Raw genomic sequence first — 15,482 nt, forward strand, 5'->3', positions numbered from 1 at the left:
TCCTGATCGTCAGTCCTGTCCCACCCGGATGACGCCCAGCGCCGAGAGCAGCGCCCGGGGATCCCACGTGACGTGCTCCTCGACGATCAGGTCCCCCTCGAAGCGCGCGAACGTGGCGCCGCTGACCTCCACGTGCCGGGCAGTCGGAGGAACGCCGAGGAACGAGTTCACATGGGTTCCGCTGCTGTGCCAGCGGATCGCGGCCCGGTCGCCCTCGACCACGACGTCGTCGATGGTCGTGACCAGGTCCGGGAAGGCCGCCCGGGTCGAGACGATCGCGGCCTTGAAGGCGTTCAGGTCCTGATGCGGGTCTCCGCCGTGACGGAGGTATGCCGGGCTCAGCAGCGCGTCGAGGGCATCGACGTCACCCTGGCCCCAGGTCGCGGCCCACACCTTCTCGATGAGCCCACGACGGGCGTCAGAGTGTGACACCGGTCTTCTCCTTTCGGTCTGCGCTCAGCTCTTTCCAGAAGGACACCGTCAGACCGGCGATGATCAGGAGGAAGGGCAAGGACGTCACGATGACCGTGTTCTGGAGAGCGTTCAGTCCGCCGGCGAGCATGAGGACGACGGCGGTGACACCGGTGAGGACGCCCCAGAGGATGAGCACCCAACGACGCGGGGTGAGCGATCCGTCCGAGGTCATCATGGACAGCACGTAGGTGTTGGCGTCCGCGCCGGAGACGAAGAACATCACGACCAGGATGATCGCGATCACCGAGGTGACCCCGGCCAGGGGGAAGTGGTCGAGGGTTGCGAAGAACGCGCTGTTGATGTCGGCTGCGGTCTGCTTGGCGATGTCACCGCCTTCGAACATGTCGACGTGGATCGCCGTGCCACCGAAGACCGCGAACCAGGTGAAGAACACCACGCTGGGGACGACCAGTACGCCCGTGATGAAACCGCGGATGGTGCGGCCACGTGAGATACGGGCCAGGAAGACGCCGACGAAGGCGCCCCAGGAGACCCACCAGGCCATCATGAAGTAGGTCCACCACTGCATCCACTCAAGTCCGCCGAAGGCGGTGCCCTGCAGGCTCATCCGGAAGAAGTCGGTGGCCCACTGGCCCAGGGACTCGATGTACAGGTTCGCGATGAACACGGCCGGGCCGACGATCAGCATGAAGACGAACAGCGCGATCGCCAGCAGCGTGCTGCCCTGGCTCAGGAACTTGATGCCCTTGCTGACACCGGTCACCGCCGAGAGCGTGAAGATCGAGGTGACGGCGGCGATGATGAGCACCTGGCTCACGTTGTTGACCGGCATCCCCCACAGCCTGCCGAGACCGTTGTTGACCTGGAGAGCCCCCAGGCCGAGGGAGGTCGTGGTGCCGAAGAGCGTCGCGAACACGGCGAGCACGTCGATCGTCTTGCCGATCGGCCCGTTCACGCGGTCGCCGAGCAGCGGCTCGAACAGCTGGCTCACCAGGGTGCGCCGGCCCTTGCGGTGGGTCGAGTACGCGATGGCCAGGCCGAAGACGGCGAAGATCGCCCAGGCCTGCAGGCCCCAGTCGAAGTAGGAGTACTGCAGGGCGCGCACCGCTGCCGCCGGCGTGTTCGGCTCGGCGAGACCGTGCGGTGGCGTCGCCAGGTGGGAGATCGGTTCGGCGACACCGTACGAGACCAGCCCGATGCCCATGACCGCGCTGAGGATCATGGCGAACCAGGTCGGCGTCGAGAACTCGGGGCGGTCGCCGTCCTTGCCCAGTCGCATGTTGCCGGCGGGACTGAAGGCCAGGAACACCAGGAAGATCAGGATGGCGAGCGTGATCACCAGGTAGGACCAGCCGAACGTGGCCGTCACCCAGTTCAGCGAGGTGTTCGTGACCTTGTTCAGGTTGTCGGTGAAGAGCACCGCCCAAGCCACGAAGATCGCGGAGATTCCGAGCGAGGTCCAGAAAACGGAACCGAGTCTGCCACCGCCGTCATGGTCGGCGCCGGTGCCATCGGTGGCGCTTTCTCCACTACTCTCCGACGGCGTTGTGAGCGTCGTTTCCGCGCCCGTTCCAAGGTGACTGGACATTGGAACTCCTTGGGTCCGGGGCCCTATGGCCACCTGGTCTGGCATACAAGCAGCAGTAAGGCACGTCACCGATAGAGCGTCAAGGGTTCGGGGCGGGGAATCACACTGCGCCTTTAAGCGTCCCTAATAACCGCAGGTTAATAGCCTGTTACCTGACAGATGGGAAGGCTGACGGACTACGGGGGAGCCCTGAACTCAACCTCTTGACCGACCCAAGAAGCGACACCTATCGTCCTGTGCCATGCAAGAGTGCATGGATCACCCCGACGAGAGCATCGGTCTCCGCAAGCTCGTGGTCTACCGCGACGTCGTCCTGACCGAGGCGGGCGAGGCACCCGCGCAGCCCGCGCGGCGAGCCAGCGTCGCCGCGGTCATACGGAACCCGTGGGTGGGCACCGGCCCCTCGGCCGATCTGTCCGGGGAGCAGGCCCGCGTCGGCCCGGTGCTCGCCAAGCTGCTGACGGATCGGCTCATCGCCTCCCTGGGAGACGTGGACGAGATCGAATCGTTCGGCAAGGCCGCGATCGTCGGTACAGCGGGCGAGATCGAGCACGCCGGGGCCCTCATCCACACCCCGTACTTCGGCAATCTGGTGCGGGAGTTCCTCCAGGGCGAGTCGATCATCTGCTTCGCCGACACGCGAGCCGAGGCGGGCGAGACACTGGTCGTCCCGCTCTGGCACAAGACACGGGCCTCGACGCGCAACCACTACCAGACCATCAGTGCCCGCGTCTCAGACGCCCCGCGTGCGGACGAGATCGTCGTCATCGCGGCCGCGTCGACGGGGCCGCGCCCGCACCCCCGCATCGGGGACCGCATGACCGACCCCATCGTCACCACCGAAAGCCTGGAGGTAGTCCCCTCATGAACGTTCGCAAGATCGTGACCGTCGTCGAGGAGATCCGCACCGAGGGCGGCCGCGCGGTCGACCGCCCCGCCCGCATCGCCGTCGTCGCAGCGGTGATCGAGAACCCCTGGGCCGGTCAGGGCTTCGTGGAGGACCTCAATCCCGGCATCGACGCCAACGCCTCCGATCTCGGCGCGCTGCTGGCCCCGGCGGTGCTCGACGCCCTCCAGGCACCCGCCGAGGCGTACGGCAAGGCGGCCATCGTCGGCCTGGACGGGGAGATCGAGCACGGCTCGGCACTGATCCACACGCTCAAGTTCGGCGACCACTTCCGCAAGGCCGCGGACGCCACCACCCTGCTCCCCGCGGTCGAGAAGCGCGGGCCCGCAGGCATCGTCTTCGACATCCCGCTCAAGCACATCACCGACGCCACGATCCGTTCGCACCACCAGACCGTCGAGGTCCGGATCAGCGACGCCCCGCACCCGAACGAGATCGTCATCGCCCTCGCCGCTGCCGCCCAGGGGCGTCCCCAGCAGCGCCTGGCACCGCTCTCGACCGAGCAGTAGGTATCCATGACCAAGCCCACCGTGGTGCTGCTGCACGGCGTCGGGCTCGACCACACCATGTGGGAGCCCACCGCCGCACTCCTGGCCGACCGCTTCACTGTGATCATGCCCGACCTGCCGGGCCACGGCCCCCGCCCGCCGGTGAACGACGGGGTGACCCTCGCGGACCTGGCCGACGGGGTGGTCGAGGAGATTCCGGCGGGCTCGCATCTGGTCGGGTTCTCGCTCGGGGCCCTCATCGCCCAGCACCTGGCGCTGCACCGCCCGGAACTGGTAGCCACGCTGACGTCGGTCAGCTCGGTGTGCGCGCGTACGGCCGAGGAGCGGGCATCCGTACTCGACCGGCTGCGCACCGCGGAGGCCGACTTCACGGCGAGTGCGGCCGCGTCCTTGGAGCGGTGGTACGCCGGCACCGACGTCGACCCCGACCGGGTGGCCCGAACCGAGGCCGCGCTGCTCTCCAACGATGTCGGGTCCTTCCTCAACTGCTATCGCGTGTTCGCCACGGCGGACGCCGAACTAGCCCCGGACCTGGCCGGTATCGCCGTACGCGCGCTGGCGGTGACGGGCGGGAACGACCCCGGGTCCACTCCCGAGATGACCCACCGGCTCGCCGCGGCGCTTCCCGACTGCCGTGCAGTGGTCATCCCCCAGGCGCGTCACATGCTGCCCGTCGAGCGCCCCGAGGCGTTCGTCGACTCCCTCACCACCTTCATCGGAGAGTGCGCACATGTCTGACCTCACCACGTTGCAGCACTTCATCGGCGGAACGTGGGTCGAGCCCGCGTCGGGCGAGTACTTCGAGAGCACCAACCCGGCCACGCGCGAGATCCTCTACCAGGCGGCACGCGGAAACGCCGCCGACATCGAGCGAGCCGTGGCCGCCGCGAGGGGGGCCTTCGAAGACCCGCGTTGGCGCGACCTCAGCCAGACGCGCCGCGGACACCTGCTGCGCCGCCTCGGGGACCTGATCGCGGAGAACGCCGAAGAGCTGGCCCGGATGGAGACGCAGGACAACGGCAAGCTGCTGCGCGAGATGCGCGGGCAGCTGGCGACTCTGCCCGAGTATTACTACTACTACGCCGGACTGGCCGACAAGATCCACGGCGACTTCATCCCCACCTCCGACCGACAAGTACTCAACTACACGGCCCGGGAGCCCCTCGGCGTGGTCGGCGCGATCACCCCCTGGAACTCCCCGCTGACGTTGACCAGCAGCAAACTGGCGCCCGCGCTCTGCGCAGGCAACACGGTCGTGATCAAGCCCTCGGAGCACACCTCGGCGACGGTGCTCAGGCTCGCCGAGCTGGCACTGGAGGCGGGATTCCCGCCGGGTGCGGTGAACGTCGTCACCGGGTTCGGCGCCGAGGCCGGGCAGGCCCTGGTCGACCACCGCGACCTCGCGAAGATCTCCTTCACCGGCAGCACCGCCACCGGGGCACGCATCGCCGCCGCGACGGCGAGCCGGTTCATCGGCTCCACCCTCGAACTCGGCGGCAAGTCACCCAACATCGTCTTCGAGGACGCGAACCTCCCGAACGCCGCGATGGGCGTCGTCGCCGGCATCTTCGCCGCCGCCGGACAGACCTGTATCGCCGGCAGCCGGGTGTTCGCGCAGAGGTCCGTCTACGACGAGCTTCTCGAACGGGTCTCGGAGCGCGCCCGTACCATCGTCATCGGCGACCCCCTCGACGAGAAGACAGAACTCGGCCCGCTGGCCTTCGCCGACCAGCGCGACAAGGTCGCCGGGTACGTCGACCTCGGACGCGGCGAAGGCGCCCGGGTGCTGACCGGCGGACGGGCCACCGACGGTGGCCTCGGCGGCTACTTCTACGAGCCGACCGTCCTCGTGGACGTCGACAACAGCATGCGCGTCGTCCGCGAGGAGATCTTCGGCCCCGTCCTGGCTGTCATGCCGTTCGACACCGAGGACGAGGTCGTCCGCCTGGCCAACGACACGGACTACGGACTCGCGGCCGGCGTCTGGACGACAAACCTCGCACGCGCACACCGGATGGCCACGCGCCTGGACGCCGGCACCGTGTGGGTCAACACCTACCGGGCCATGTCCCCGATGTCACCGCGCCAGGGCTTCAAGACCAGCGGCGTCGGCGTCGAACACGGCACCGAGACGATCAGGGAGTACACCCGGCTCAAGAGCGTCTGGATCAACACCAGCGAGGAGCCCGTCGCCGACCCGTTCACGATGCGGAGCTGAGCTGACATGCCACAGATCTCCATCACCCTCGCCGAGGGCCGCACCCCGGCACAGATCCGGGACTTGATCCACGAGGTGCACGCCGCGGTCCTACGCACCGCGAACACACTGCCCGAGTACATCCGCGTCGTCGTCCACGAGGTCCCTCGCACGCACTGGGCCACCGGTGACGTCACCCTCACCGAGATGGACGCCGCCCGCGCGGGGCAGACCGGCGTGACCGCCGACGAGCACAGCGGCCAGGACGCTGCCCGCCACCTGGTCACCGCAGCAGACGAGGAGCAGTCATGAGGTTTTCGTTGTTCGTGCACATGGAGCGCTGGGACGAGAAGGTCAGCCACCGGCAGCTCTTCGAGAACCTCTCCGAGCTGGCCCTGATGGCCGAGGCCGGCGGGTTCGGCACCGTGTGGATCGGCGAGCACCATGCCACGGAGTACACGATCTCCCCCAGCCCGATGCCGCTCCTCGCCCACCTGGCCGCGAAGACCTCGACCATCCGGCTCGGCGCGGGAACCATCATCGCCCCGTTCTGGCACCCGCTCAGAGTCGCCGGTGAATGCGCGCTGCTCGACGTCATCAGCAACGGACGGATGGAGGTCGGACTCGCCCGCGGCGCCTACCAGTTCGAGTTCGACCGACTGGCAGACGGACTGCCGGCCGCCGACGGCGGAAAGCACCTGCGTGAGCTCGTGCCCGCCGTCCGGGCACTCTGGCAGGGCGACTACGCCCACGACGGCGAGATCTGGCAGTTCCCGACATCGACCAGTGTGCCCAAGCCGGTGCAGCAGCCCACCCCGCCCATGTGGATCGCCGCACGCGACCCCGCCTCCCACGACTTCGCCGTAGCCCAGGGCTGCAACGTCATGGTCACCCCGTTGATGAAAGGCGACGAGGAAGTCGTCGACCTCAAGCGCAAATTCGACACCGCGGTGGCGAACCACCCCGAGGTACCGCGTCCCGACCTGATGGTGCTGCGGCACACACACGTCCACTCCCCCGACGAGCCCGACGGCTGGCGCCCGGCCGCGGAGGCGATCAACCGCTTCTACCGAACCTTCGACGCCTGGTTCGGCAACAAGACCACCCCGCAGAACGGCTTCCTGCCGCCCAGCCCGGAGGCGAAGTTCGAAGACCGGCCGGAGTTCCGACCGGAGTCGCTGCACAAGACGGCGATGATCGGCACCCCGCCCGAGGTCATCGAGCGACTGCGCGCCTATCAGGAACTCGGCGTCGACGAGTACAGCTTCTGGATCGACAACAGCCTGCCGCACGAGGAGAAGCGCAAGTCCCTGGAGCTGTTCATCAAGGAAGTCATGCCGGCCTTCCAGTGAGTCGAAGCCGTCGCCAAGGAAGAACCGATCTCGGTGAACACGATGTCAGCGGTCAGCACCAGGGCCGCATGCGCCTTCATGGTGTTCGCCGAAGCCGTCGACGCTACCGTGATGCGCCGGTTCCTCGACCGCCTCACCTGCCACTTCGACCGCAAGCGTCGATCCGCGCCTGGAGGCGGCGAGGATCACGCCGGTCGTCGCCGCAGGCATCACGGTGTCAGTGGACACGATGCACGCCACGACGGCGTGTGCCGGGCTCCAGGCGGGTGCGCGCATCGTCAACGCCGTCTCCGGCGGCCTGAGTCGGCAAGTGCTGACGGTCTCTCAGTAGCGGGGCTATTGGCAGGGGAGTACAGGTAGCAGGCGGGGAGCTGACGCACAAGTACGGCGGTTCCGCGAGGGTGTCCGGACGATGCCTGCTGAGCGGTTCGCGGCGGGTTAAGGCGGCTGTACCAGCCAGGCGGACGTGTCGGACGTTCGCGGAGTTCGGAGAGCTCTCGCTGGTCGGCGTGGGCGATGAGCCGGTGGGGCCAGCAGCTCTCCCGGAGGGTGGTGATCCAGCCGCGGTTGATCCAGGCGTAGAGGATGGAGGTGGTCATGTCCAGCTCGGCAACCAGGTCCTTGATCCACCACTCGTCCGGACCGGGCTCCTCGCCGGGTGCTGCGGGACGGTGCCGGTGGACACGGCCTGCGGGGCAGGCCAGGCGGCGCATGAGGTCGCGGACGGTGGCCGCGGAGATCCGTTTGCCACCCTTCGCGGGCCGGAAGCCCTCGGTTTCCAGACGGTCGGCGATCCCGCTGGCGCCGATGCCCTGGCCTGCGAGATCGCGGATCCGCTCGGTCAGTTTCAGGTAGTAGCTGAGCTGATCCAGCCGCTGGACCGGGCGGATGACCTCTCCCGCCGTAGTGGTCCCGCCAGCCGCTGCGTCACCCGACGGCACAACGCGAGTGCGATCGCGATGAATCGGAAGATGGGCTTCGTCGACGCGGTCGACTGAGCGATGCTCCCCGGCTTCGGTCACCCGGTCTTCGCCCACTGGCTGGTGCGGGGGCTTTTGCGGGTCAGGCGTCGGGTCATCATGGTGATGAGTGCCCAGTTCAGGTGTGCTTCTGAGTGCTGGGGCAGCCGTTCGTAGTCCCGTGCGTTGCGGCGGGCGCTCATGCACCAGCCGATCGTCCGCTCGACCTTCCAACGGCGAGGAAGGACGACGAAGCCCCGTTGTCGGTCGCCTCGCTGTGGGCACCGACAAGGGCACCCCACTACGCGCCGTCCCAGTAATCTTTGCCCTGGCGGTCGACCCCCGCCAGCGTCGGCTTGATCGACAGAGAAAGCGCTGAGCAGCGTGCGTTCATCCGAAACGGTCGGTCCCGCCGGGGCGCGCCAGATGCCCGGCCGCCTCACGTAGGGCCGACAGCAGCGCGACCGTCGGCGCGCTGTTCAGGGTGCCTTCCCGGACGACCAGCGAGGTACGGCGGGTCAGGCGGCGGTCGCGTACGGCGAGCCGGACGACGGGGTGGCCCGGCCGGTCGGGGGCAAGGTCGGGGACCAGCGCGACGCCCCAGTTCAGGGAGACGAGGCCGAGGACAGCTTGCAGGTCGCCGGTGTCGCAGACCACGTCGGGGAGGAACCCGGCCCCGGCACACAGGTGTAGTGCGAGCCGGCCCAGGTCGGTCGTGCGGTCCAGCAGCCAGGGACTGTCGGCGAAATCCTCCATCGCCCGTGGTTCGCCGCTCGCCGCGAACGGATGCCCCGGTGCGACGGCCAGCCGGATGTCGTCGTTGAGCAGCTCCTCCTCATGCAGGCCAGGAAGATCTGCGACGGGGACATGCGTGTAGCGGGCGGCGAGAGCGACATCCAGCCTGCCGAGGCGGACGTCGTCCCGTCCCTCGTCGGACGCCACGCCGTGCAAGGTGATCCGCAGCCTGGGGTGCTCGGTCCGCAGCCGTGTCGCGGCCGGGGCGACCAGGGCCGGCCCCTCGTGCAGCGGTACGCCGATCCGCAGCTCACCGGCCACCTCCCCCTGCTGGGAGCGCAACTCCGCCTCTGCCGTCTCCAGTTGGGCGAGGATGCGCTCCGCGTGCCGGACCAGTAGGTGTCCCGCGGCGGTGAGCCCGGCTCGTCGGCCATCACGGGTCAGCAGAGTCGTACCGGTCTCGTTCTCCAGGACGGTCAACTGCTGGGAGACGGCGGAACGGGTGTAGTTGAGAGCCTGCGCGGCGGCAGCGATGGAACCGCGTGCTTCCACCTCGCGCAGCAGCAACAGTCTTCGCACGTTCAGCACCGTCAGTTTTCCTTACGCGCCCGTCCAATCATCGTCACGCCAGATTACGTGAAATGCGTCCGGTAGCGGCATTCAATGGAAGGCGAACGACCTTGCAGTGATCACGCACCCGGAAAGGCACTCCGCATGACCACCCTGCTGCACCTCGACTCCAGCCCACGTCCCGACTCGGTTTCCCGGCGGCTCTCCGGGGAGTTCGCGACCGCCTGGCGCAAGTCCAACCCGGAGGCGACGTACGTCTATCGCGACCTCGCCGCCGACCACGTGCCCCACATCGACGCCGCTCAGATCGCCGTCATGCACCGGTTGGAGACCGAGGGCGTCCGCGACTTGGCCGCCGCCCGCGACGCGGCCCGCACGCCCGAGGAGGTGGCGAGCTGGTCGGTGACCTGGCCGCTGGTCGAGGAACTCCTCGCGGCCGACACCATCGTGCTCGGCGTGCCGATGTACAACTTCTCCGTCCCCTCGACCTTCAAGGCGTGGTTCGACCGGATCCTGATAGCACCTCTGATCATCGACCCGGAGACCGGCCGGGGGCCGCTGTCCGGCAAGAAGGTGGTCGTGGCCTCCGCGCGCGGCGGCGCCTACGGTCCTGGGACTCCGCGCCAGGACTCCGACCACCAGGAGCGTTACCTGCGGGCGGCGCTCGGCATGGTGGGCGTCACCGAGGACGACCTGACCTTCCTGCACGCGGAGATGACCAAGGCGGTCCATGTACCTCGGCTCGCGCGGTTCCAGGACATGGCGGCGGCGTCGTACGAGGCGGCGATGGACGGGGCGCGTACGCTGGCCGCGCGTGCCTAGCGGAAGTGCTCGGCCGGGCTGTTGAGAGCCCCCCGGCCTTCGGGCCCGGCCTGACTGTTGCCCCCTGTCGAGGGCATGGCTCTGCCGGGTCTGGTGAGGCGCCGGATCGCCGATCTGTATCCGGCCAAGGCGAAAACCGACGTGCGTGACGCGTCGGCGATCGCAACCGAGCTGCCGCCGGAGCCCGCATTCTGTTCAGCCCGCGTCCGGCACCGCCCTGAGCGCTGACGCGGATCAGGCGGACGCGGCCGGGCTCACTCGGCCCAGCGCCCCACAGCGGTCAGCCATGCGATGCCCGGGTTCAGCCACGCCGGGAACTTTCGCTTCATCGTCTCGAAGTACTCCGCCCGGCTGGTGGCGTCGGAGAAGACCTCCGCGGCCGCGTGCAGGTAGTCGCGGGTGTCGTTGATGATGGACGCGGGGTCGCCTCGGTCAGGATTTTTGTGTCCGGCCACAACGGCGGTCGGGTTGACCGCGGCCACGGCGTCGATCGCCCGGAGCCAGGTGTCGATGCCGTGTTCGCCAGCCTCGGACAGGTACTGGTGCACCTGGTTGTAGACGACGTCGCCACTGACGACCAGGTCCAACGACGGCACATGCAGGAACGTCGTGTGCTCCGTGTCGGTGTGTCCGGCCGCGTGCGGAACGAGTGGCTCCCCGTCGACCTCCAGACCACCGTCCGGGACCGCCCGAGCGATGACCGGGGTGTCGCCTATCAGGCCGGGGAAGGCCGCTTTCCAGAACTGGTTGGGCTGACCCCCGGGGGTGGTGCGCTCCATCTCCGCGACCGTCTCGGCCGTCGCCCACACTTGCGCGTCCGGGAACTGTTCACGTACGGGCCCGGTCGCGTACCAGTGATCGCCGTGCGCGTGAGTGACGTAGATACCGGTGACCGTACGGCCGAAATCGGCAGCCCACTTGGCGACGGCGACCCCTTGCTCCGTTGTCAGCCCCGGGTCGACCAGGATGGCCTCACGCGGCCCGTAGACGAGCGTCGTGGACAGGGGAGACCACAGCATGGGGCCGCCGTCCGGACGCGGGGGCAGGGCGGCCGACGCCAGGGGTTGCATCGGACTGACATGTACGGCATAGGACAAGGACGTCATCGTTGTTCCTCTCACCTATCGAAAAGGCGAACAGTGCACTGCCGTGCGCACTGGATACGCAGCCGGGCGTGGTCGGGATATGCGGGATACCCGCCTCCTAGCGGCCGCGGCTGATCCTGCCGCATCACGGTCAACTCCCCACCGGCCAAGGGAAAGAGCGGGCCATTGGGGCAGCCCTTCTGCCCTGACACACTCGACGCCCAAGTGTCGGCTCCGGGGTGAACGGCTGAGCCAACTCAGGGGCGGCGGTAGGTGTGGCGACGGTCGACCGTGGGCTCTTCACGTCGGTCATCTGACCGATGCCCTACAGAGCTACTCAAAAGGACCATAGCGACGAAGGAGATCTAGCGCTCTCGGACGCTGATCAGGTGCGCACGGGACAAAGGAGCAGGAGCTGTGCGAACACGACTGCGGCCGTTGCTGAGCCGCTGGGACTGGCAGGAACGAGCCGCATGCCGCGGCATGAACAGCGCGACGTTCTACTCCCCGCAGGGGGAGCGGGGCCATAAGCGTCGGGAGCGGGAGGAGGCCGCCCGCAGAATCTGCCACGGGTGCGAGGAACAATGCGCCGCCATGGCCATGGATTACCGGGAGCGCTACGGGGTGTGGGGTGGGATGTCGCCGCGAGAGCGGGACACCGGGCCCCTCTCATCCGCGATCTCCCTGGTCAGGGACACGTGATGACTTGGCCCGCCCAGGACATGTGCCTCAAGGACCGCCCCGCTACTTCGGACACGGCTTCCGAAAGACAGTCGGAGCGGTCGTCGGGTCAGGACACCACGAGGACGTTCTTGCCGGTGCTGGGCTTGGTCGCGTGCGCCTTGGCGACCTCCTCCAGGGGGAACGTGGCGTCGACGACGGGGGTGAGGCGGCCGTCGGCTGCCAGGGAGGCCAGTTCCGTCATGCCGAGCCGGTCGGCCTCGACGAACAGGCCGGCCAGGCGCACCCCGCGCTCGGTGGCAGCGGCCACCGCGGGAGCAAGGGAGGGCGGCAGCGTGGAGACCAGGATGCCGCCGGGCTTCAGGATGCCGACGGCCTGGGCGGGATAGTCGCCCCCGATGGTCTCCAGGACGGCGTCGAGGTCGGCGGTGGCGTCCGTGATACCGGTGGTCGTGTAGTCGATCACCTCGTCCGCGCCGAGTCCGCGGACGAACTCGGCGTTGGAGCCGGCGGCCACGGCGATGACGTACGCGCCGCGCGCCTTGGCGATCTGGATCGCCAGGTGGCCCACGCCACCGGCGGCGCCGTTGACCAGCACACGGCTGCCTTCGCCGATCCGGGCAGTCTCCACCAGGGACTGCCACGCGGTGAGGCCGGCCATGGGCAGAGCCGCGGCCTGTATGTGATCAAGGCGCTCCGGCTTGCGGACGAAGGGGCGGGCCGGGGCGACCACATACTCGGCGTAGGAGCCGTGGCCGTGCGGGAACGGCAGCATGCCGAAGACCTCGTCGCCGACCTGGTGAACCGTCACACCGGGTCCGACGGCCTCGACGGTGCCCGAGATGTCGTAGCCGAGCACGGCGGGCGGCTTGCCGATGAAGACGCCCGCCGTCCGGTTCATGATGTCGACCGGGTTCACGCTCGTGGCGTGCACCCGCACGAAAATCTGGCCCAGGCCGGGGGTGGGGCGGGCCGCGATGACGGACTTCAGGACCTCGGGTCCGCCGTGCGCGTCCTGACTGATGACCCGCATGGTCGGGGTCTCCTGGGTGGTTTCGTTCATGCACACCATGGTGCGTTCCACAGCGGCATCCGTCCGTGGCAGAGAGGTCATTAGTCGATAGAATTCGGCCATGATTGCTGCGCAGACCTCACCGGCGGCCGTCCGGGCGCCGCACCGGGTCGTGGTTCTCGCCCTGCACGGGGCTTACCCCTTCGAGCTGGGTGTCCCGGCGCGCATCCTCGGTGCCGCCGACGGCCGCTACGACATCGTCATGACGACCGTGGACGGCGGCCCGGTGCGCACCAACGGCGGGTTCACTCTCACGCCGGACCACGGCCCGCAGGTGCTGGAGACCGCAGGCACGATCATCGTCGCGCCGGTCGACCCGCGCGTGCTGACCCGAGAACTGCCGAGCGACACCGCGGCCGCCCTCGCGCGCGCCGCCCCGGGCGCCCGCATCGCCTCCATCTGCACGGGCGGGTTCATCCTGGCCGCGGCCGGGCTCCTCGACCACCGCCCCGCCACCACGCACTGGGAGTGCGCGCCCCTGTTCCGCAAGTGGTACCCGCACATCCGCCTCGACGAAGGTGTTCTGTTCGTCGACGACGGCGATGTCCTGACCTCCGCGGGAGCGGCCTCCGGCATCGACCTGTGCCTGCATCTGATCCGCACCGACCACGGGACCCGTCTGGCGAACAGCGCCGCGCGACGCTGCGTGGTACCGCCCTTCCGTGAAGGCGGTCAGGCTCAGTACATCGAGCGTCCCATACCCGAGGACGACTCGACCTCCACCTCGGCCACCCGCCAATGGGCGCTGCAGCGCCTCGGTGAACCCCTGGACGTGCCTCAACTGGCCCGGCACGCCCACATGAGTCTGCGCACCTTCAGTCGCCGGTTCCGCGACGAGACCGGGGTGACACCTCGTCAGTGGCTCATCCGGCGCCGCCTCGAACGCGCGCGTCAGCTACTGGAGACGAGCAGCATGACCGTCGACCAGATCGCCACCGAAGTCGGTTTCGCCACGTCCGCCTCACTGCGCCAGCTCATGAACGCCGAACTGGGTGTCTCCCCCGTCGCCTACCGCCGCACCTTTCAGGCTTCGGTGCGCTCCCCCGAGCGAGGGACACCGAGGTCACGACCGCGGCCGGCTGAGGGGGCGGCGTGAGTGTCACGCCGCCAGCGGGCCGGCGCTCAGACCGGGTCGCCGACGGGCCCGTACTCGTCGTCGTACTCCCCGTTCGGCACTCCGCTGGCTCGCGCTGCGGCTCGTACCAGGTCGGGCGCGAGCAGAGTCGCCGGATGCGCGAGCATGAAGCTCACGTCACGGAAGGCCGTGGCCACCTCGCGGTCGTGGACGGCCGCGGCCATGATCTGCCGGGTCGCCCAGGCGGTACGTCGCTGCGCCGGGGTGTTCTGCTGTCTGCCCAGGCCCAAACGCGCGGCATCCGCGGTCGTCGATGTCTGCCATGCGGCGGCGACCACGACATGCTGGAGTTCGAAGAAGTGCCGGGCCGGGGTCGTGAGGTCCGGCTCACCGCGCAGGTACTCCGACAGGCACGAAGCGTGCAGCATCGCGGAGCTCATGCCCTGGCCGTAGACCGGGTTGAACGACGCCACAGCCTCCCCGGTCACCGCCAGGCGCGCGGGGAAGCGGTCGAGGTCCTCGAAGTGGCGCCACCGGTTGTCGGGGTGCCGAAAGGGGACGAGGCCGCCGATCAGCCGGCCCTTCGCGGCTTCCTGGTAGACCGGCTGCAGCTCGTCGCACCGGGCCCTGAAGCCCTCGGCGTCCAGCACCTGCGGGTCGTCGCCGTAGGAAGCCAGCATGACGGCCCAGCGCTGATCCTCGACGGCGTTCACCGCCGCTCCGGCGAACCGTGCGGACGTGGCCCGCGGGCTGAAGCGTGTGATGCCGCTGAGCGGACCGGTCCAGTCGGGTGAGCGCCGGAAATGAGCCGTCACATAGCGGACGTCGACGTCGAGCCGTTCCAGCCTCGGCCGGGGCCACTCCCCCGCCTCCAGCCAGTCGGCGATCCGGCTGCCGCGGCCGGTGGCGTCCACGACGAAGTCGGTGGCTTGTACCAGCTCGCCCGCCGCGGTCGCGTACCTGACCGCGGCGACGCGTTCACGGTCGCAGACCAGGCCCATCGCGCGGCCGGCGGCCGTCTCCACGTTCGGCAGGCGGAGGGTCCGCTCGCGTACGAGCCCCTCGAGGAGGGGACGGCTGGAGCTGAGCGGGTTCACATTGGGCGTGCTGACCTGCCCGATCCCGTCCACGTACGACGCGCTCCGGTCCGGGCCCGGCAACACCGCTCCCCGGGCCTCGGCCTGATGGACGACGCCCGGATACCAGCGCTCCAGTTGCCGCAGGCCGCCCGGCATCAGCGTGTGGACCTGCGAACCTTGAGGGACACCGGGGCGCGACGCACCACTCGTGTCCCATTCCCTCGCGTCAGGGTCGATCACGACGACCCGCTCGGCGTGGTCGGAGAGGACCCGAGCGGCGAACAGCCCACCGATCCCCGCTCCCAGTACGTGCACGGTACCGAAGAGTGCGGGGGTCTCGGCGGGCGCCCGCGAGGCACTGAGGCGTTGAAACACGGTTATCGGTGAGGCTGACACGCTTTTCTCCGGGCCGGTGC

19 protein-coding genes are annotated in these 15,482 nt (G+C 68.9%); 11 read left to right on the top strand and 8 right to left on the bottom strand.

Going from position 1 to position 15,482, the window contains the following annotated elements; all coding sequences use genetic code 11:
- Positions 1–9: 9 nt before the first annotated feature.
- Together ACFYO2_RS42105 and ACFYO2_RS42110 are read right to left on the bottom strand one after the other, a co-directional pair.
- Positions 10–432 carry an ester cyclase gene (locus ACFYO2_RS42105; protein WP_388360681.1) on the bottom strand — a complete coding sequence of 141 codons (423 nt, stop codon included), beginning with the start codon at positions 430–432 and terminating at the stop codon, positions 10–12.
- A complete protein-coding gene (locus ACFYO2_RS42110; RefSeq protein ID WP_388360684.1) occupies positions 419–2,023 on the bottom strand; it encodes a BCCT family transporter in 1,605 nt (534 codons plus the stop codon). The genes ACFYO2_RS42105 and ACFYO2_RS42110 overlap by 14 nt, the downstream gene beginning before the upstream one ends.
- Positions 2,024–2,276: 253 nt before the next feature.
- On the opposite strand from ACFYO2_RS42110, the gene ACFYO2_RS42115 reads away from it, so the two are divergent.
- From ACFYO2_RS42115 to ACFYO2_RS42140, 6 genes are read left to right on the top strand one after another with little or no spacing between them, the layout of a single operon-like run.
- Positions 2,277–2,891, top strand: coding sequence for an amino acid synthesis family protein (locus tag ACFYO2_RS42115; RefSeq protein WP_388360687.1), 615 nt, complete (start codon positions 2,277–2,279; stop codon positions 2,889–2,891).
- Positions 2,888–3,439: an amino acid synthesis family protein gene (locus tag ACFYO2_RS42120; protein WP_388360690.1), complete on the top strand. Its 552-nt coding sequence runs from the start codon at positions 2,888–2,890 to the stop codon at positions 3,437–3,439. The genes ACFYO2_RS42115 and ACFYO2_RS42120 overlap by 4 nt, the downstream gene beginning before the upstream one ends.
- Positions 3,440–3,445: 6 nt before the next feature.
- Positions 3,446–4,177: an alpha/beta fold hydrolase gene (locus tag ACFYO2_RS42125; protein WP_388360693.1), complete on the top strand. Its 732-nt coding sequence runs from the start codon at positions 3,446–3,448 to the stop codon at positions 4,175–4,177.
- Positions 4,170–5,657, top strand: a complete 1,488-nt coding sequence (locus ACFYO2_RS42130; RefSeq protein ID WP_388360696.1) for an aldehyde dehydrogenase — start codon at positions 4,170–4,172, stop codon at positions 5,655–5,657. Before ACFYO2_RS42125 ends, ACFYO2_RS42130 begins: the two co-directional genes overlap by 8 nt.
- Before the next feature lie 6 nt (positions 5,658–5,663).
- On the top strand, positions 5,664–5,948 hold the full coding sequence (locus ACFYO2_RS42135; protein ID WP_388360699.1) for a 4-oxalocrotonate tautomerase family protein: 285 nt from the start codon (positions 5,664–5,666) through the stop codon (positions 5,946–5,948).
- A complete protein-coding gene (locus tag ACFYO2_RS42140) occupies positions 5,945–6,988 on the top strand; it encodes an LLM class flavin-dependent oxidoreductase (RefSeq protein ID WP_388360702.1) in 1,044 nt (347 codons plus the stop codon). The genes ACFYO2_RS42135 and ACFYO2_RS42140 overlap by 4 nt, the downstream gene beginning before the upstream one ends.
- A 45-nt stretch (positions 6,989–7,033) precedes the next feature.
- On the opposite strand, the gene ACFYO2_RS42145 is transcribed toward ACFYO2_RS42140, so the two are convergent.
- Entirely contained in the window at positions 7,034–7,216 is a 183-nt protein-coding gene (locus ACFYO2_RS42145) for a hypothetical protein (RefSeq protein ID WP_388360705.1), read from the bottom strand.
- Here ACFYO2_RS42145 and ACFYO2_RS42150 point away from each other — a divergent pair.
- Positions 7,197–7,319, top strand: coding sequence for a dihydropteroate synthase (locus ACFYO2_RS42150; RefSeq protein ID WP_388360784.1), 123 nt, complete (start codon positions 7,197–7,199; stop codon positions 7,317–7,319). The two genes, ACFYO2_RS42145 and ACFYO2_RS42150, sit on opposite strands and share 20 nt — an antisense overlap.
- A 340-nt stretch (positions 7,320–7,659) precedes the next feature.
- Positions 7,660–7,986 (top strand): hypothetical protein, encoded by a 327-nt coding sequence (locus ACFYO2_RS42155; protein WP_388360708.1) that lies wholly within the window; start codon positions 7,660–7,662, stop codon positions 7,984–7,986.
- A gap of 20 nt (positions 7,987–8,006) precedes the next feature.
- Here ACFYO2_RS42155 and ACFYO2_RS42160 read toward each other — a convergent pair whose 3' ends face one another.
- Both ACFYO2_RS42160 and ACFYO2_RS42165 read right to left on the bottom strand, forming a co-directional pair.
- Complete coding sequence (locus ACFYO2_RS42160; RefSeq protein ID WP_388360711.1) at positions 8,007–8,390, bottom strand: transposase; 384 nt, start codon at positions 8,388–8,390, stop codon at positions 8,007–8,009.
- Positions 8,338–9,270, bottom strand: coding sequence for a LysR family transcriptional regulator (locus ACFYO2_RS42165; RefSeq protein ID WP_388360714.1), 933 nt, complete (start codon positions 9,268–9,270; stop codon positions 8,338–8,340). The genes ACFYO2_RS42160 and ACFYO2_RS42165 overlap by 53 nt, the downstream gene beginning before the upstream one ends.
- Positions 9,271–9,396: 126 nt before the next feature.
- Between ACFYO2_RS42165 and ACFYO2_RS42170 the strand changes: the two genes are divergently transcribed.
- On the top strand, positions 9,397–10,074 hold the full coding sequence (locus tag ACFYO2_RS42170; protein ID WP_388360717.1) for an FMN-dependent NADH-azoreductase: 678 nt from the start codon (positions 9,397–9,399) through the stop codon (positions 10,072–10,074).
- A 254-nt stretch (positions 10,075–10,328) separates the two neighbouring features.
- Here the strand turns inward: ACFYO2_RS42170 and ACFYO2_RS42175 are convergent, their stop codons facing one another.
- Complete coding sequence (locus ACFYO2_RS42175) at positions 10,329–11,180, bottom strand: MBL fold metallo-hydrolase (RefSeq protein ID WP_388360720.1); 852 nt, start codon at positions 11,178–11,180, stop codon at positions 10,329–10,331.
- A gap of 396 nt (positions 11,181–11,576) precedes the next feature.
- Here ACFYO2_RS42175 and ACFYO2_RS42180 point away from each other — a divergent pair, with 396 nt between their 5' ends.
- Positions 11,577–11,861, top strand: coding sequence for a WhiB family transcriptional regulator (locus ACFYO2_RS42180; protein ID WP_388360723.1), 285 nt, complete (start codon positions 11,577–11,579; stop codon positions 11,859–11,861).
- 88 nt (positions 11,862–11,949) lie between these two features.
- Here the strand turns inward: ACFYO2_RS42180 and ACFYO2_RS42185 are convergent, their stop codons facing one another.
- Positions 11,950–12,903: an NADP-dependent oxidoreductase gene (locus ACFYO2_RS42185; RefSeq protein ID WP_388360726.1), complete on the bottom strand. Its 954-nt coding sequence runs from the start codon at positions 12,901–12,903 to the stop codon at positions 11,950–11,952.
- Positions 12,904–12,973: 70 nt separating this feature from the next.
- Between ACFYO2_RS42185 and ACFYO2_RS42190 the strand changes: the two genes are divergently transcribed.
- Positions 12,974–14,008 carry a GlxA family transcriptional regulator gene (locus ACFYO2_RS42190; protein WP_388360729.1) on the top strand — a complete coding sequence of 345 codons (1,035 nt, stop codon included), beginning with the start codon at positions 12,974–12,976 and terminating at the stop codon, positions 14,006–14,008.
- Positions 14,009–14,034: 26 nt separating this feature from the next.
- On the opposite strand, the gene ACFYO2_RS42195 is transcribed toward ACFYO2_RS42190, so the two are convergent.
- On the bottom strand, positions 14,035–15,381 hold the full coding sequence (locus tag ACFYO2_RS42195) for an FAD-dependent oxidoreductase (protein WP_388360732.1): 1,347 nt from the start codon (positions 15,379–15,381) through the stop codon (positions 14,035–14,037).
- Positions 15,382–15,482 lie beyond the last annotated feature (101 nt).

This window comes from Streptomyces sp. NPDC006602, from assembly GCF_042870385.1.
Taxonomy (GTDB): Bacteria; Actinomycetota; Actinomycetes; order Streptomycetales; family Streptomycetaceae; genus Streptomyces.

Coding starts and splice junctions, on each gene's coding strand:
- ACFYO2_RS42140 (WP_388360702.1), top strand. CDS start 5,945: ATGAGGTTTTCGTTGTTCGTGCACATGGAGCGCTGGGACGAGAAGGTC.
- ACFYO2_RS42170 (WP_388360717.1), top strand. CDS start 9,397: ATGACCACCCTGCTGCACCTCGACTCCAGCCCACGTCCCGACTCGGTT.
- ACFYO2_RS42175 (WP_388360720.1), bottom strand. CDS start 11,180: ATGACGTCCTTGTCCTATGCCGTACATGTCAGTCCGATGCAACCCCTG.
- ACFYO2_RS42190 (WP_388360729.1), top strand. CDS start 12,974: ATGATTGCTGCGCAGACCTCACCGGCGGCCGTCCGGGCGCCGCACCGG.
- ACFYO2_RS42130 (WP_388360696.1), top strand. CDS start 4,170: ATGTCTGACCTCACCACGTTGCAGCACTTCATCGGCGGAACGTGGGTC.
- ACFYO2_RS42185 (WP_388360726.1), bottom strand. CDS start 12,903: ATGAACGAAACCACCCAGGAGACCCCGACCATGCGGGTCATCAGTCAG.
- ACFYO2_RS42115 (WP_388360687.1), top strand. CDS start 2,277: ATGGATCACCCCGACGAGAGCATCGGTCTCCGCAAGCTCGTGGTCTAC.
- ACFYO2_RS42125 (WP_388360693.1), top strand. CDS start 3,446: ATGACCAAGCCCACCGTGGTGCTGCTGCACGGCGTCGGGCTCGACCAC.
- ACFYO2_RS42120 (WP_388360690.1), top strand. CDS start 2,888: ATGAACGTTCGCAAGATCGTGACCGTCGTCGAGGAGATCCGCACCGAG.
- ACFYO2_RS42135 (WP_388360699.1), top strand. CDS start 5,664: ATGCCACAGATCTCCATCACCCTCGCCGAGGGCCGCACCCCGGCACAG.
- ACFYO2_RS42110 (WP_388360684.1), bottom strand. CDS start 2,023: ATGTCCAGTCACCTTGGAACGGGCGCGGAAACGACGCTCACAACGCCG.